Origin of the sequence: Congregibacter sp. (assembly GCF_047617445.1) — a bacterium.
GTDB lineage: Bacteria > Pseudomonadota > Gammaproteobacteria > Pseudomonadales > Halieaceae > Congregibacter.
In genome coordinates, this window is record NZ_JBLGBE010000005.1 from 19,532 (window position 1) to 33,505 (window position 13,974).

The following is a 13,974-nucleotide window of genomic DNA, read 5'->3' on the forward strand; positions in this document are numbered from 1 at the left end:
CGTAGGCTAGCTTATTTGTTGATCAGTTACTGCCTTCGGCGGGCGCGGGTATCGCTATTGCCGTTCCGTCACGATTCGCTCTGTAATGCGGCGAAAGAATCTCAATGTTATCTTTTCGAATGATGTCTTGTATATGCGAGTGCATTTCCGACGCTATCGGCTGCTTGGCGGAAGGATTGCGGATATAGGCGTTAAGCTCGTAAGCGACATAGTTGTCATCCAGACTGGTTTGCAAAACAAACGGGGAGGCTCCTCCAAGACATGTGTGGCGACACTGGCAGCTTTACAACGCAGTTGATGCACCCGCGTCCACGCGACGTCGTAACCAATGGTCACCGTTGTGTGCAAGAGAGCGCCCGCTTCTTTGGCCTGCGCACTAAAGTTGACAATGTGGTTGTTCATGACAATGGCGTTAGGTACAGGGACTTCTTCATTTTCTGGCATGCGGATACGCGTCACAAAAGCACTTCGCTCAATCACGTCGCCCTCGGTATCTGCAATACGCACCCGATCACCAACTTTAAATCCACGGGTATAGCTGACCACAATGCCCGACATCACATTTGCCCCGGCCGACGTCGAGCCCAGAGAAACGATTACCGCAAAGAATATGGATAGACCCTGGAAAGCGGGGCTGCTGGAGCCGGGGACATAAGGGAACACGATGACCAGAGTGATGGCGATGATCAGTAGGCGAGATAGGCCCTAACTGGTGTCTGCCCCGCCGGGATAAAAGTCAGGCAAAGTATTGAGGCAAGAATGATGCCGAACTACGCAAAAACAAAGCCGATAATATTGACGGCAAGATCCCGGCTCCATGGGAACTGTGTGAATACAAGGTTCAGCCAACTGATTAGCAGAATGGCTCGCAGTAAGCGCCAAACGCCGTTTACAACGCTGTGCAGTGCACGTGCGAGTTCTCTCTTGGTAAAGATTTGTGATCTTGCACGGTGAGGGCTCGCGCGCCGGAACTCTCCGCATCGATCCAGCGATGAACGCCTTTCCGCCAGCGATCGAGTCATCGCCAGGCTACCCATATCATGAACGATACGAGCAGGAGCGCGCCTGCGCGGGATGCAATGTTCACTCAAAAGGCATTGCCCATCCATTGGGCCAGCCAGAGTTCGAGTGTTTCGAGGCTTTGATTCATAGTTCAGGACGGATAGGCGACTCTTTTTCCAGGATGCGTTAAGCCACCCTGACCTGCCCCGCATGCCAATTCTCTCCAGGTAATTTTCGCTTATAGGGCTAAAGCTGTCCGAAGGTGCTTGCCGGACGTCCACGAGCTTTCTAGTATCGTCCCAATGACCGAAGACTCGTCTCCTAGCGCTCGCAAGATCATCCATGTCGACATGGATGCTTTCTATGCCAGCGTGGAACAGCGCGATGATCCTACGTTGCGGGACAAACCCCTCGCTGTAGGGGGCTCGGCCAAACGGGGTGTTGTGGCTGCGGCCAGCTACGAGGCGCGAAAGTTTGGGGTAAAGTCGGCTATGCCCGGCGTTACCGCTCGGCGCCGCTGTCCTCAACTATTATTCGTAAAGCCTCGCTTTGACGTGTATCGATCAGTGTCCAAGCAATTGCACGAAATATTTGCTCGCTATACGGACCTTATTGAGCCGCTATCGCTGGACGAAGCCTACTTGGATGTCACGGCTGATACCGCGGGCATCGGTAGCGCTACAGCAATCGCAGAAGCTATCCGCCGAGATATCCGTAATGAGCTCTTTTTAACGGCCAGTGCGGGAGTGAGCTATAACAAGTTCATTGCCAAGGTGGCGTCGGACCAAAACAAACCGGATGGTGTGTTTGTGGTGAGGCCCGGAGAGGGAGCTGATTTTGTCGCGACCCTGCCGGCTCGGCGTTTCTATGGCGTGGGTCCCAGAACTGCGGAGCGCATGTCGGCACTGGGTATTCATACTGGTGCCGATATACGCGCTCAGTCCCTGATTTTTCTGGAACAGCATTTTGGCAAGTCGGCCCAGTATTTGTACCGAGCCAGTCGCGGCGAAGACTATCGTTCTGTGCGCCCGGATCGTGAGCGGAAGTCTATCGGAGGCGAGCGCACTTATGCTGAGGATTTGATTGTTGACGATGACCTGCGCAATGCTCTGGAGCACATCATCGATATTGTCTGGGAGCGTATAGATCAAAACAGTACGCAGGGAAAGACGGTTACTTTAAAAGTAAAGTACGCGGACTTTCAGCAGATAACCCGAGCGCGCTCGGTAAGCCCTCCTGTTCAGACTCGCGCTGATTTTGAGCGTCTCTCCCGGGAATTGTTAGAAGCCCTGCTCCCGGTAGTCAAAGGAGTGCGTTTACTGGGGCTCACTTTGTCGGGACTTGAATCATCTCCGGGGGGGCTGATTCACGACCCGGAAGGCGTTGCAGAGTCGAGTCCCGTGCAGGAGTCGCTGGCCTTTTGACGCCATCGGGCCTGTTCTTGTGGCAAAGTGTCCATCCATCGATATGCATTGACCCGTTGGTTGCGCGAAGGTATTGAACGGGCACGCTAATTGCTATGTTTCCGGTGGATATGGTTGCTGCAACCGGAGTGTTGCGATTCCCTTTTTAAGGATCAACGTATGATGCACCCCGTAAAACCCGTCCTTGTTGCCACATTGCTCATGTCGTTGGGCATTGCTCCGCTCATGGCAAAACAAGATATGCCCGAGATTCCCCAGGAGCTCGAAGCCACGTTCGATGCCTTGTCTGTTGAGAAGCGCGAGTACCTTATGGAGGAAGGCGAGGGCTTTGCGGGGACCTGGGAGAAACTGTTTGTGCGTCTTCGGGGCAAGAGTGCCGAGGAGTTAGAAGCCTTTGTAGACGCCATGCAATATCTTGAAAGCGCCAGCAAGTTCAATCCCGAAACAGACATGGCCTCTATTCCTTTGAACATCGAGGCAGAGGATTTTAATGGTTGGAAACTCATGAATCCCCGAGTGTTGGCGACCCAGCGAGAGCCCGGACCTATCAATCTAAGCTATTACGCGGAGGGCTCGCGCGGGGGTGTGCAAACTTTTGCGGGCGCTCCCTTGGCAATTTACCCTGAGGATTTGATCGCCGGTGACGTAGAGGTAGCCATCGTCGGCGCGCCCCTTGATATGGGGACCTACTATCGGGGCCAGCGCTTTGGGCCTCAGGCCATGCGCAGCGGTTACTACCAAGCAGGTAATGACATGGCGACCATGGTCAACCCGAGTAAAGTACTGAGTATTGTGGATTACGGTGATATCGCCATCGACAATATGAGCACCGAAATCAGTGTGCATCACGTGCGGGAGCGCATCGCCGAAATCGCCAAGACCGGAGCCATACCTTTCATTGTGGGGGGTGATCACTCCTTGGAATATCCGGACATCGCGGGGCTCGCCGATGTGCATGGAAAGGGTAGTTTTGGCGTTGTGCACTTCGATTCCCACTTTGACGCGGGCAAGGGGCAAGCGCATTACATTACCCACGGTCAGCCTGTGTACCGAGCGATCAAGGAAGGCCATGTAAAAGCAGAAAACTTTATTCAGGTGGGTCTGCGCGGGCCCTGGCCCGGCGATTGGGGTTTTGAATGGATGCGCAATAACGGAATGCGTTATCACCCTATGGCTGAGATAGAGAAGAAAGGCTGGAAAGAAGTCATGGAAGACGCACTTCGCGAGGCTAGAGAAGGCACCGAGAAGCTGTTTATATCCTTTGATGTCGACGTCTTGGATCCCGCTTTTGTTCCCGGCACGGGTACCCCCGTTCCTGGTGGACTAACCATGCGTGAAGCCATTCCCATCGTTCGGGCGCTGTGCACCGAGAGCGAAATGATTGGCTTCGAAATTGTGGAGCTGGACCCGTTGCTCGATAACACCTATCGCTCGGCACTGAATGCTAACTACATCATGCACGCCTGCTTGACGGGTATAGCCATGCGTAAAATGGGCATAACAGATGGATCTTATCTCTCTGACTTGTCTACTGAAGATCAGCAACCTAAGTCTGGTAAGCGAGGACTCAAGGCCGGTGACGCGGAAGAGATCGACCCCGGGTATGGTCGCCCCCGGCCTTAGATGACGGAGATTTTCGTCTGAGGCGCTGAGTGCACAATGAGTAATGGAGGTCTTATAAGCCGATTGCTTAGGGATCCAGTGCTGGCATTTTTTGCATTGGGTGCGTCGCTATTTGTGGTTTTCGGCCTGTTGCAGCGGGAGGAGGCAGCGCCCGTTTTGCTCAGCAAGGGTGCTCAGGCACTGTTGGTGAGCGAATGGGAAATGCTTACGGGACGATCGGCGGATACCAGTGACGTTCGGCGAATTGTCGAAGATTATTATCAGCGCGAACTGTTGTTTCGCGAGGGTCTCAGTCGAGAGCTCTATCAGAGCGATCTCAGTGTCCGCGAGTTGATTATTGAACTCATGCAGCAGCAGGTCACGGGTGAGCTTCCGGAGCCTTCAGGTAAAGACCTCGTCAACTTCTATACGGACAACATCGATCGCTACTATAGCGAAGCCACTATTAGTTTTAGTCAGCGCTTGTTCCGCGCTGCACCTGAAAACCCCGATGAACTGAGAGCTCAGCTGAAGCAGGGTGATGCAATAAGCGATGCTGTGCCACGGCAGGGTAAGGACTTTCCGGATTATGGCGTGAGTATGATTCGGGGCTTGTTTGGACAATCGTTATTGGCGGTGCTCGAAGACCTATCGATGGGTGATTGGCAAGGACCTTATCAATCTCCTGAGGGCTGGCACTACTTTCGCGTCGTGCGGCGTGAGCAGCCAGCACTGTTGTCGTTTGAGCGCGTGAGCGATCAGGTGATGGCGGACTACCAGGCCGCAGCGGTGTCGGAAGCGGTTGCTGCGTTTATCGAGGCAAAGCGCGCGAAGTACCCGCTCAGGATTGACCCAGATTAGAAACTCCCATGCACGGTTTTTGTGCGCACCCCGGGCGTTTTGCTGGAAATTGGTGCAGCAGTCTTCCGTGTCGATTCCCAGCCGTGATGGCTAGTGCCTGCTAACGGTGGCTCGGCTTTTGCAGAGCTTTGTGGATACGCTGGATATCTCATGGAGAAACCGTTAATGAATTGGCACCTTCGCAGGTTTTTCGCAGCTGGCAGCCTTCACTGCCTGACCCTGACCCTGGGCTTAGTGTTATGTCTGATCTCTTTTGGTGCTCGCAGTCAGGACCCGGAGCCTATTCGGGTCGGCGTGCTGCACTCCTTGTCCGGGACCATGGCAATCAGCGAGACGACGCTAAAAGACACTGTGTTGATGCTTGTTGAGCAACAGAATGCTCGCGGTGGGCTACTGGGACGACCCTTAGAAGCCGTTGTTGTAGATCCAGCTTCGGACTGGCCGCTCTTCGCAGAAAAGGCGAGAGAGTTGTTGGTGCGCGAAAAGGTGGACGTTGTGTTTGGCTGCTGGACCTCGGTGTCGCGCAAGTCGGTGCTACCGGTGTTTGAGGAACTCAATGGTTTGCTGTTTTACCCGGTTCAATACGAAGGTGAGGAGTCGTCTCGCAACGTTTTCTACACGGGGGCGGCGCCCAATCAACAGGCTATACCTGCGGTGGACTATTTGATGACTCAGGGAGTCACGCGCTGGGTGCTTGTTGGGACCGATTATGTATATCCCAGGACGACTAATAAGATTCTGCAGGCCTATCTTGAGCAAAAAGGCGTAACGCCCGACGACATCCTCGTTAATTACACACCCTTTGGTCACTCTGACTGGCAGAGTATTGTGGCTGAAATAAAGCGCTTTGGTAGCACGGGAGCCAAGACTGCGGTGGTCTCGACAGTGAATGGTGATGCGAATGTGCCCTTTTACAAAGAGCTGGCAAACCAGGGCGTCAGCGCTACGGACATTCCGGTGATCGCATTTTCCGTGGGTGAAGAAGAGCTCTCAGGTATAGATACTGCCCCCCTTGTTGGTCACCTCGCAGCTTGGAACTATTTCATGAGTGTCGAGGATGATGCCAACTTTGATTTTATCGATCAGTGGCTGGCATTTATCGGCGATGATAATCGCGTCACCAATGATCCCATGGAGGCGCATTACATCGGTTTCAATATGTGGGCAAAAGCGGTGGAAGTGGCCCAAAGCACGGATTCGGATGCGGTACAGGATGCCATCGTCGGTATAAGCGTGCCCAATCTGTCGGGCGGAATGGCGACCATGCAGGCCAACCATCACATCACCAAGCCAGTGCTTATCGGCGAGATTCTCGATGATGGTCAGTTCCAGGTCGTTTGGCAAACCCCCGAGACTGTTGCCGGCGACGCCTGGTCAGACTACTTGCCGGGTTCAAAGAATCTTTTGGCCGATTGGCGGGCGCCTATGCGCTGTGGCAATTATCAGCAAGAGGAAAAGCGCTGCCTGGCGGTAAGCAACGAATAGCGACCCGTTTCCATCATGTTTTCATGCTGCGATTCGACGCTGCGTCCTGGTTAATGCAATGTTGATGCTGCACTCACTGCTGCTTTGCTTGCTGATCACACTGCCGGTGCAGGCCGCGTCTCTGCGTGACTGGGTTGATGAACTCGGCACAGCAGACACCGAGCAAAAACGTGAGCTTCTCGCGCAAATTGCCGCCAGTGGTGACGATAGGTCCGATAGAGTCTTTGATGCCTTCGCCCGCGGCGCGCTGTATCTGGATCGTCGCAGTTTGTCTGTGGTGATCGCACAACGGAAGGGCGCGGCGTATCTGCTGAGCGATGTGCTCACGGGCGAAGATCTGGGCGGCGCAGGACGTCGAGATGTGCGACGTATTGCTATCGACAACAGCCTGCGCGCAGAACTACAGAGTCTGCAGTCCATAGCTCGTTTGTCTGTCAGTGATGAGCAGCAACGAGGCGCTGCCATTGCCGAGATTCTCGCAGCGCCAACCGTAATCGCCCTGGAGGCCCTCGCTGCTAGAAAATCCTTGGAATCTGTTGCGCAATTGCAGGATCAGATTGCTATTGGTTTGGCTCTTCAAGCGCTGGCGGGGAGTGATCCGACAGATATCGAAGCCGCTTTGGTGACATTGCGCGGTCGTGTGGATCCGGTGGTACGCGCTTCGCTGGTGACGCTTGGCCAACGCGAGGACATAGCTGAGTCTATTCAAGGCGAGGCTACGAGGCTTTTGTCTCTGGCGGAGAGCCGCTTGCTTTGGCTGGGACGTCTTGAGTCTTTGTTTTTTGGTCTTAGTTTGGGGTCGGTGCTGTTGTTGTCTGCGGTGGGTTTGGCGATCACCTTTGGCGTGATGGGTGTAATCAATATGGCGCATGGCGAGCTGATTATGCTGGGCGCCTACACCACATGGGTTCTGCAGCAAATGCTGCCCGGTCAGCCCGGCATCGCTCTGATATTGGCGATACCGGCCGCATTTTTGGTGTCGGCTGCAGTCGGTCTGGTGATTGAGCGGGGTGTTATACGTTTTCTCTACGGACGCCCCCTGGAAACGCTACTTGCCACTTTCGGCATCAGTCTGATTTTGCAGCAGGCCGTACGCTCAATTTTTTCACCGTTGAACCGATCTGTAGTTACCCCGCAATGGTTGAGCGGGGCCTGGGAGGTGACGCAGGGTCTGTCTCTGACCTACAACCGGATGGCAATCCTAGTGTTCTCTCTCATGGTGTTTGCGGCCTTGTTAACGCTGATGCGCTACACCCGGCTGGGACTGCAGGTGCGTGCAGTGGCGCAAAACCGTGCTATGGCTAGAGCGCTGGGCGTACGCAGCGCGCGGGTGGATGCTCTGACGTTCGCTTTGGGGTCCGGGGTCGCGGGAGTGGCCGGTGTTGCGTTGTCTCAATTAACCAATGTTGGGCCGAATTTGGGGCAGGCATACATTATTGATTCATTCCTTGTCGTGGTCTTCGGCGGCGTTGGAAACCTATGGGGCACGCTTGTGGCTGCGTTCTCTTTGGGGGTTGCCAACAAAGTATTGGAGCCTGCTACGGGTGCCGTACTTGCAAAAATACTGCTCTTAGTTGCCCTGATTCTGTTTCTGCAGCGCCGGCCGCAGGGGCTTTTCCCTCGTCTTGGCAGGGACGATAGCAGCTGATGTCTTTTTTAAGTGCCTTTGCTGGGGAGCGTGCTTACCGATTCACCGTGACTGCTTTGCTCTGTCTGGCAATCGGCGTGCCCTTGTCGAACCTTCTATTACCCCAGGAATCAAGCTTCGCGCTCTCGAGTTATAGCGTGTCTTTGTTGGGTAAGTACTTGTGCTACGCCTTGTTGGCTCTGGCCTTGGATCTTGTCTGGGGTTACGCGGGGCTATTGAGCCTCGGGCACGGTGCGTTTTTTGCCTTGGGCGGTTACGCCATGGGTATGTATCTCATGCGCCAGATCGGCAGTCGCGGTGTTTATGGCGACCCTGAGCTGCCTGACTTCATGGTCTTTCTCGACTGGCAGGAGCTTCCCTGGTACTGGTTGGGTTTTGATAGCTTTGGTTTTTCGCTGGGCATGGCGCTGTTGGTTCCCGGGTTTTTCGCCTTATTGTTTGGGTGGTTGGCCTTTCGTTCTCGGGTAACTGGTGTCTATTTTTCGATCATGACTCAAGCAATGACCTTTGCCTTGATGCTGGCGTTTTTTCGCAACGAGATGGGCTTTGGTGGGAACAATGGACTAACGGACTTCAAAGAAATTCTTGGCTTTGATATGCAGTCGGACGCGGTTCGTTGCGGCCTGTTTGTCGCTACAGCATTACTGCTTCTTGGCAGTTACATTGGCTGTCGGTGGATGCTCGCTACCCGTTTTGGAAGTGTGGTTGTTGCATTGCGTGATGCGGAGTCGAGGGTGCGCTTTTTGGGATACTCCGTGGCGAGCTACAAGCTGGTGGTGTTTGTCGTATCTGCAATGCTTGCTGGCTTGGCCGGTGCGCTCTACGTGCCTCAGGTTGGGATTATTAACCCGGGTGAGTTTCAGCCGCTTAACTCCATCGAAATAGCGATCTGGGTGGCTGTGGGTGGTAGGGGCACGCTGCACGGCGCGATGCTGGGCGCGGTAATCATCGCCGCAGCGGAGACCATGCTCACCGCTCGCCTGCCAGAACTCTGGCTGTTTGCCCTGGGTGGGTTGTTCTTGCTGGTTACCCTACTGCTTCCTCAGGGCGTTGCCGGCCTACTCGAGGGTCGGCGTAGTGATTGAGTCCGTTGATACACGCCACGGCGTGATTCTCTATCTGGAGGACGTCAGCGTAAGTTTCTCGGGATACAAAGCGCTGAACAATTTGTCCCTGGCCGTTGATAGTGGAGAGTTGCGCTGTCTTATTGGACCCAATGGTGCGGGAAAGACAACTTTGATGGATGTAATTACCGGCAAAACACGCCCTGATCGGGGCTCGGTGTTTCTTGGTCAGGACATTAATCTACTGCAACATGATGAAGCGACGATTGCTCGTTTGGGTATCGGCCGTAAGTTTCAGAAGCCCTCGGTGTTTCCTCAGCAGAGCGTTCGCGACAACCTCGCGTTGGCCGTGCAAGGACATCGCTCTCCCTGGGAAGCCTTGCGGTATCGCCCGAGCACAGCGGACAGGGATCGGGTTGTGGCCTTGCTCGAGACCGTCGCGTTGGATTCCGTGGCCCACAAGCTTGCGGGAGGTCTGTCTCACGGTCAAAAGCAATGGCTTGAAATCGGGATGTTGCTCGCGCAGGAGCCGATGTTGCTGCTCATTGACGAGCCCGTGGCGGGGATGACGCAACAAGAAACTGAACGTACCGGGGAGCTGCTGCAGTCGCTGGTGCCCCAACGCTCTGTAGTTGTGGTGGAGCATGACATGGTGTTTGTTCGCTCCATTGCTCGAAAGGTGACTGTGCTGCATGAAGGCGCCGTACTCATGGAGGGCAGTATCGACGAGGTGCAGTCTGATAGCAGGGTGCGTGAAGTCTACCTGGGCAAAGCATGCTAAGAATTCGGGGGCTCAATCAGTACTACGGCGCGAGTCATACGCTGCGAGACGTAGATTTGAGCGTCGGTGGCGGGCGAGTGTTTTGTCTCATGGGGCGCAACGGTGTAGGTAAAACAACGCTTTTGAATACCGTGCTGGGCTTGCTGTCGGTCCACAGTGGGGCGATTGAGCTTGCAGGTGTTGCCATAGATAAGCTGGCGACAGAAGATCGCGTCGCGAAAGGCATTGCCTATGTGCCTCAGGGACGGATGATCTTCCCTGATCTTTCCGTGATGGAGAATCTGCGTGTGGCTTTGGCGGGGCGTCGGGGGGGTGGCAAAAAAATACCAGAACAAATATTCGATTTCTTTCCGGTACTCGCTGAGATGGCGAACCGCCGCGGCGGGGATTTATCTGGCGGCCAGCAGCAACAGCTGGCGATCGGTCGCGCCCTGGTGCTCGAGCCCCGAATCTTGTTGTTGGATGAACCTTGCGAGGGTATTCAGCCGAATATCGTGCAGCTCATCGCTGAGGTCATTCAGCGATTGCGTTCAGAGCAGGGACTTAGTGTATTGCTAGTGGAGCAGAAGTTGCCCTTTGCCCGGTCAGTCGCGGATGATTTTGCGATTATGGATCGCGGAGCAGTGGTGGCTACAGGTGCTATGGATGAGCTGTCAGAGAGTCTTGTCGGTGAGTATCTGACTGTCTGACCGGCTCGTACTTTCCACTCATCACTCATCACTCAGCCTTAGGGCTACTGACGCTATTTATGTAACGAGCGTCCCCCTCCCAGCGAGTGAAGTGAATAGCGTCAGTAGCCCCAGACTTGGCGTTGGAGTCGGCCAGCGTACCCGAATTGCTTCACAATCCGCACCTGCTGGCCTTGATGGTGCTTTGCTTAACGGCTTAACGGCTTAACGGCTTAACGGCTTAACGGCTTAACGGCTTATGGAGTAGCCGAGTTGCTCCAGTACAAAGCGGTCCTCACCTAAGATTGTCGCTTCGGTGACCTTGCCATGATCATTGAACTTCATGCGTGTGACCTGGCGTTGCGTAAAGGGGTACCCCGTCTCGGTTTCCGTGTCGCTATAGTCCGTGGTCAGGTACACCACATCGCCCTCAGCAACGACCTCGACAACACTGCATTCCGCTGTGCCCCAGTCATCAGCGTTTGCGATGCCGAGATTTTTCAAAACGGTGCTCTTTACATTCTTGGAGGCGATAATGCCGCGATTAACATCCACAGACATCTCTTTCCCGTCACGCATAACGACGGCATTGACCGATTCACCCGGTTGGCCCCGGAAAGTTGTCTTGTCGCGATTTTGATAAGTCGATGGCATGCCATTGACGGAAACAAATTGATCGCCGGCTTTGAGAACGCTGGCAGCGGGTGTTCCCGCTGTGACAGCCATGATCGTCCCGAAGCCATCGCCTTCATCATTTTCCACAGTAAAGCCTAAGCCAACATAGCGTGCAGGCATGAAGACGCCATCATCCGCCATGTGAGCGTCGACATACGCGGTAAAGCCTGCGAGATCGCCGCAGGACGCTTCGAACCAAGCCTCGGCTACGGCCTTGTTACCCGGGCCTTCGTGATGAGCGGCAAAGGCGCCAGAACTGACGCACAACAATGCAGTACCTGCTGCCAGACACTTGAGTGTATTCATGCTTATTCCTTATGATTATCTAAGTGTGTCTTTGGTGTGCCGCCTCTGGCGAGGGACTCAAATCAAGCCTAGACCAGAAATTGTGTTTCCTAGGACTGATTCAGGCAGTGCGGCAGAGTTGGCTGGCTTATACTGTGATTTTTTGGATGCTTTGCCATGGACGATGAGAAGAGCCGCCAGGCGGCACGGGAAGCCGCGTTGCGTTACCACGCTTATCCCAAACCCGGAAAGCTGGAGATTCGTGCGACAAAACCCCTCGCTAATGGTCAGGATCTCGCCCGAGCCTATTCGCCCGGTGTCGCCGAAGCGTGCCTTGAGATCGTCAAGGATCCAGCGGCGGCAGCGAAATACACCGCTCGGGGAAACCTGGTTGCTGTGGTCAGTAACGGCAGCGCGGTATTGGGCTTGGGCAACATCGGTGGCTTAGCGGCAAAGCCTGTGATGGAAGGCAAGGCCGTACTGTTTAAGAATTTTGCAGGTATTGATTGCTTTGACATCGAGCTGAATGAATCAGATCCCGAGAAGCTGGCAGACATAGTGTGTGCCATGGAGCCGACCTTTGGGGCGATCAATCTAGAAGACATCAAAGCCCCCGATTGCTTCATAGTTGAGCAGCGCTGCCGGGAGCGTATGAACATTCCGGTGTTTCATGATGATCAGCACGGCACCGCCATTGTAGTCGGCGCTGCTGTGACCAATGCTCTGCATATTGCAGGCAAGCGGTTCGAAGATATCAAAATAGTGTCTACCGGAGGTGGTGCTGCGGGTATCGCTTGCTTAAATATGTTGCTGAAACTAGGCGTACAACGAGAAAACATATGGCTGTGTGACGTTCATGGACTTGTTTATGAAGGTCGCGCCGAAGATATGAATCCCCAGAAAGCGGCCTTTGCTCAAGCTACCCAGAGTCGCACCCTCGACGACGTTATAGACGGTGCTGATTTGTTTTTGGGGCTTAGTGCGCCGAAGGTTTTGACCGCAGGCATGGTGGGACGTATGGCGCAGAGACCGATTGTCTTTGCCTTAGCCAATCCCACGCCAGAGATTCTGCCTGACGAAGTGCGCACCGTTGCTCCGGATGCAATTATTGCCACGGGACGCTCGGATTACCCCAACCAGGTAAACAATGTGCTTTGTTTCCCATTCATCTTCCGTGGCGCCTTGGATGTGGGTGCCACCGAGATTAATGATGCTATGCAAATTGCCTGTATAGACGGGATCGCAGCACTTGCACGTGCAACCACCAGCGCGGAGGCAGCTGAAGCCTATCGCGGCGAGCAATTGGTTTTTGGTGTCGACTACCTTATTCCGAAGCCTTTTGATCCGCGCCTCATGGGAGTGGTCGCCAGTGCGGTTGCTAATGCCGCGATGGAGACAGGTGTAGCGACTCGCCCGGTTGAAGATTTAGCGGTCTATCGCGAGAAGCTCGACGGATCTGTTTTCCGTTCTTCGATGATTATGCGCCCAGTGTTTGCGGCCGCGGCCCGTTCTCAGCGACGTATTGTGTTTGCCGAGGGTGAAGACGAGCGGGTGCTGAGAACTGCGCAAGCCATCATTGAAGAAATGACGGATATCCCGATCCTTATTGGCAGGCCTGAGATTATTGCCAGGCGCTGTGAAAAGGCAGGCCTGACTATTAAGCCCGGTGAGGATTTTGAGATAGTGAATCCCGAAGATGATTCCCGCTACCGCAAGTACTGGGAGGCATATCTGCGTCTCATGTCGCGACGAGGCGTTACCCCGGATCTCGCCAAAGTTATCATGAGGACTAACACCACAGCGATTGCCGCGATCATGGTGTACTGCAATGACGCAGACAGCATGGTGTGCGGTAGTTTTGGGCAGTACCTATGGCATCTCAATTACGTTCGGCAAATTCTCGCCCATGATGGGGCGCATCCCCGCGGCGCGTTGTCGCTGATGATTACCGAACACGAACCTCTTTTTATCGCCGATACCCATGTGCACCCGGAGCCGACGCCCGAACAGATTGCGGACACGGTGATGGCGGCGGCAAATCACGTACGTCGGTTTGGACTAAAACCCAATATTGCACTTTGTTCGCATTCGCAATTTGGCAATTTGGATATCGATAGCGGACGTCGGGTACGGCAAGCCATGGCGCTACTGGAAGCCCGGGAGCCGGACTTTGCCTATGAGGGTGAGATGCACACAGACTCGGCCTTAGATCCTGAGTTGCGCGCAAGAATTTTCCCCAACTCTCGTTTCGAAGGGCCCGCAAACGTACTCGTGTTTGCCTACGGAGATGCGGCTTCCGGCGTGCGAAACATCTTAAAAATGCGGGGAGGTGCTTTGGAAGTAGGGCCGATCCTCATGGGGATGGGGAATCGTGCTCATATTGTGACGCCGTCGATTACCGCTCGAGGTCTCCTCAATATCTCCGCACTGGCGGGTACGGATGTTATGCACTACGGGTAGTGAACTCTACATGGATGGC

12 protein-coding genes are annotated in these 13,974 nt (G+C 54.5%); 9 read left to right on the forward strand and 3 right to left on the reverse strand.

The window, feature by feature from the left end; translation table 11 throughout:
• Nucleotides 1-22 precede the first annotated feature (22 nt).
• Both ACI9KD_RS02520 and ACI9KD_RS02525 read right to left on the reverse strand, forming a co-directional pair.
• A complete protein-coding gene (locus ACI9KD_RS02520) occupies nucleotides 23-235 on the reverse strand; it encodes a hypothetical protein (protein WP_414979574.1) in 213 nt (70 codons plus the stop codon).
• Nucleotides 154-558: a mechanosensitive ion channel domain-containing protein gene (locus ACI9KD_RS02525; protein ID WP_414979622.1), complete on the reverse strand. Its 405-nt coding sequence runs from the start codon at nucleotides 556-558 to the stop codon at nucleotides 154-156. Before ACI9KD_RS02525 ends, ACI9KD_RS02520 begins: the two co-directional genes overlap by 82 nt.
• Before the next feature lie 746 nt (nucleotides 559-1,304).
• Between ACI9KD_RS02525 and dinB the strand changes: the two genes are divergently transcribed.
• The 8 genes from dinB (at nucleotide 1,305) to urtE (ending at nucleotide 10,556) form a co-directional block, all read left to right on the forward strand.
• Nucleotides 1,305-2,426, forward strand: a complete 1,122-nt coding sequence (dinB, locus tag ACI9KD_RS02530; RefSeq protein ID WP_414979575.1) for a DNA polymerase IV — start codon at nucleotides 1,305-1,307, stop codon at nucleotides 2,424-2,426.
• 159 nt (nucleotides 2,427-2,585) lie between these two features.
• A complete protein-coding gene (locus ACI9KD_RS02535) occupies nucleotides 2,586-4,049 on the forward strand; it encodes an agmatinase family protein (RefSeq protein WP_414979576.1) in 1,464 nt (487 codons plus the stop codon).
• Nucleotides 4,050-4,085: 36 nt separating this feature from the next.
• Entirely contained in the window at nucleotides 4,086-4,889 is an 804-nt protein-coding gene (locus ACI9KD_RS02540) for a peptidyl-prolyl cis-trans isomerase (protein ID WP_414979577.1), read from the forward strand.
• A gap of 165 nt (nucleotides 4,890-5,054) precedes the next feature.
• Nucleotides 5,055-6,374 (forward strand): urea ABC transporter substrate-binding protein, encoded by a 1,320-nt coding sequence (gene urtA / locus ACI9KD_RS02545; protein WP_414979578.1) that lies wholly within the window; start codon nucleotides 5,055-5,057, stop codon nucleotides 6,372-6,374.
• A gap of 58 nt (nucleotides 6,375-6,432) precedes the next feature.
• Nucleotides 6,433-8,022 carry an urea ABC transporter permease subunit UrtB gene (gene urtB, locus ACI9KD_RS02550; RefSeq protein WP_414979579.1) on the forward strand — a complete coding sequence of 530 codons (1,590 nt, stop codon included), beginning with the start codon at nucleotides 6,433-6,435 and terminating at the stop codon, nucleotides 8,020-8,022.
• On the forward strand, nucleotides 8,022-9,107 hold the full coding sequence (gene urtC / locus ACI9KD_RS02555; RefSeq protein WP_414979580.1) for an urea ABC transporter permease subunit UrtC: 1,086 nt from the start codon (nucleotides 8,022-8,024) through the stop codon (nucleotides 9,105-9,107). The genes urtB and urtC overlap by 1 nt, the downstream gene beginning before the upstream one ends.
• The gene (gene urtD / locus ACI9KD_RS02560; RefSeq protein WP_414979581.1) at nucleotides 9,100-9,867 is read left to right on the forward strand and encodes an urea ABC transporter ATP-binding protein UrtD; all 768 of its coding nucleotides are present in this window, start codon (nucleotides 9,100-9,102) and stop codon (nucleotides 9,865-9,867) included. Before urtC ends, urtD begins: the two co-directional genes overlap by 8 nt.
• On the forward strand, nucleotides 9,861-10,556 hold the full coding sequence (urtE, locus tag ACI9KD_RS02565; protein WP_414979582.1) for an urea ABC transporter ATP-binding subunit UrtE: 696 nt from the start codon (nucleotides 9,861-9,863) through the stop codon (nucleotides 10,554-10,556). Before urtD ends, urtE begins: the two co-directional genes overlap by 7 nt.
• Nucleotides 10,557-10,784: 228 nt before the next feature.
• Here the strand turns inward: urtE and ACI9KD_RS02570 are convergent, their stop codons facing one another.
• Nucleotides 10,785-11,516: a PDZ domain-containing protein gene (locus tag ACI9KD_RS02570; RefSeq protein ID WP_414979583.1), complete on the reverse strand. Its 732-nt coding sequence runs from the start codon at nucleotides 11,514-11,516 to the stop codon at nucleotides 10,785-10,787.
• A 156-nt stretch (nucleotides 11,517-11,672) separates the two neighbouring features.
• Here ACI9KD_RS02570 and ACI9KD_RS02575 point away from each other — a divergent pair, with 156 nt between their 5' ends.
• Nucleotides 11,673-13,955: an NADP-dependent malic enzyme gene (locus ACI9KD_RS02575; RefSeq protein ID WP_414979584.1), complete on the forward strand. Its 2,283-nt coding sequence runs from the start codon at nucleotides 11,673-11,675 to the stop codon at nucleotides 13,953-13,955.
• Nucleotides 13,956-13,974 lie beyond the last annotated feature (19 nt).

Bases quoted from the DNA above. Each gene is read 5' to 3' on its own strand.
- ACI9KD_RS02525 (WP_414979622.1), bottom strand. From the start codon at position 558: ATGTCGGGCATTGTGGTCAGCTATACCCGTGGATTTAAAGTTGGTGAT.
- dinB (WP_414979575.1), top strand. From the start codon at position 1,305: ATGACCGAAGACTCGTCTCCTAGCGCTCGCAAGATCATCCATGTCGAC.
- ACI9KD_RS02535 (WP_414979576.1), top strand. From the start codon at position 2,586: ATGATGCACCCCGTAAAACCCGTCCTTGTTGCCACATTGCTCATGTCG.
- ACI9KD_RS02540 (WP_414979577.1), top strand. From the start codon at position 4,086: ATGAGTAATGGAGGTCTTATAAGCCGATTGCTTAGGGATCCAGTGCTG.
- urtA (WP_414979578.1), top strand. From the start codon at position 5,055: ATGAATTGGCACCTTCGCAGGTTTTTCGCAGCTGGCAGCCTTCACTGC.
- urtB (WP_414979579.1), top strand. From the start codon at position 6,433: ATGTTGATGCTGCACTCACTGCTGCTTTGCTTGCTGATCACACTGCCG.
- urtC (WP_414979580.1), top strand. From the start codon at position 8,022: ATGTCTTTTTTAAGTGCCTTTGCTGGGGAGCGTGCTTACCGATTCACC.
- urtE (WP_414979582.1), top strand. From the start codon at position 9,861: ATGCTAAGAATTCGGGGGCTCAATCAGTACTACGGCGCGAGTCATACG.
- ACI9KD_RS02570 (WP_414979583.1), bottom strand. From the start codon at position 11,516: ATGAATACACTCAAGTGTCTGGCAGCAGGTACTGCATTGTTGTGCGTC.
- ACI9KD_RS02575 (WP_414979584.1), top strand. From the start codon at position 11,673: ATGGACGATGAGAAGAGCCGCCAGGCGGCACGGGAAGCCGCGTTGCGT.